2 protein-coding genes are annotated in these 1,327 nt (G+C 68.3%); both read left to right on the top strand.

The features are described from left to right. Positions 1–181: YeeE/YedE thiosulfate transporter family protein (locus tag FVW27_RS16015; protein ID WP_167127027.1), on the top strand; the 181-nt coding region annotated here is incomplete at its 5' end. Positions 182–183: 2 nt separating this feature from the next. Then, the gene (locus tag FVW27_RS16010) at positions 184–708 is read left to right on the top strand and encodes a DUF6691 family protein (RefSeq protein ID WP_012611331.1); all 525 of its coding nucleotides are present in this window, start codon (positions 184–186) and stop codon (positions 706–708) included. Positions 709–1,327 lie beyond the last annotated feature (619 nt).

The following is a 1,327-nucleotide window of genomic DNA, read 5'->3' as shown; positions in this document are numbered from 1 at the left end:
CGGCGTGGCGGCCTTCTGCGGCGGCGTGCTGGCCATGTTCGGCGCGCGTCTGGCCGACGGCTGCCCCAGCGGGCATGGCCTGAGCGGCTCGTTGCAGCTTGCGGCAAGCGGGTTCGTGGCGCTGGCCTGCTTCTTCGCGGGCGGGCTGGTGACGGCGTACATCCTGTACCGGGGGAGGTAGCCATGGACCTTACGTACGGACTCGTCACGGGCATTCTGTTCGGCATATTCCTGCAACGCTCCGAAGTGCTGCGCCACGACAGGCAGTTGGGCGCGCTGCGCCTGCGCGACATGACCATCGTGAAGTTCATGCTCTCCACCGTGGTGGTGGCCATGGTGGGCGTGTACCTGCTGGTGGATCTGGAAATGGCGAAACTTTCGGTGAAGCCGCTGGTGCTGGGCGGCAACATCGTGGGCGGGCTGGCCTTCGGCCTTGGCTGGGGGCTGCTGGGCTACTGCCCCGGCACCTCGCTGGGCGCGCTGGGCGAAGGCCGCTGGGACGCCCTGTGGGGCATTCTGGGCAGCCTGTGCGGCGCTGCCCTGTATGCAGAGGCCTACCCGGCCATGAAGACCACCCTGCTGACCTGGGGCGACTTCGGCAAGGTCACCCTGCCTCAGTTGCTGGGCGTGAACCACTGGGTGGTCATCGTGCCGATGGTGGCGGGCGCGCTGTTGCTGTTCCGGTGGTTCGAGCGCAAGGGGTTGTAGTTTTGCGAAAGTGACGGTCGATGGGCCGCCGCTTCCGTTTCGGGAGCGGCGGCCCTTGGCGTTTTGCGGGCAGGCAGGCCCATCCGGGGCGGACGCCCAAGGCAGGGGCACCCCATGCCCCCAGTACGGCGGATTACCGGCAAAATGGCCGTGGGGCTTGCCCGCCGGGCCGTCACCCCCTATGCTGGGGGACAATGCGGCGTCGGGTTTCCGACTGCGGTGCCCGTTTTGCCCTATTTCCGGCCTGACGCAGATCCGGCACCGGGGGATGCGTCGCCGGGCTGGCGCGCATCGCATGGTCCTTGGCGCGGAATTTGCTTTTTGCCGGGTCATGGTCCAGCCACGGAATTTGGAACGCAGTGCGTCCTGTGCGAACACGGGTACGGATATGGGCACGAATGAGCACGCGCATGTCGTGCGCGGCACATCGTGCGGGCCGGACGCCGCCGACAATGGAGGATGGTGGGTGAAGCGCAAACGCACGGCATACGGCGGCCTGATGGCCGCGGCTGCACTGGCGGTGGGCGTGCTCGGCCTGGTGGCCGGGTTCGTGCCCGACGCGGGCAGCCCGTTCGTGCGTGCCCCGCTGAGCGACAGGGTGCTGCGCGCCAAACCCGCC

The organism is Nitratidesulfovibrio liaohensis, from assembly GCF_011682075.1.
Classification (GTDB): Bacteria; Desulfobacterota; Desulfovibrionia; order Desulfovibrionales; family Desulfovibrionaceae; genus Cupidesulfovibrio; species Cupidesulfovibrio liaohensis.
The sequence above is the reverse complement of the archived record's forward strand: the minus strand, read 5'-3'. Positions and strand labels throughout refer to the sequence as shown.

Bases quoted from the DNA above. Each gene is read 5' to 3' on its own strand.
- FVW27_RS16010 (WP_012611331.1), top strand. From the start codon at position 184: ATGGACCTTACGTACGGACTCGTCACGGGCATTCTGTTCGGCATATTC.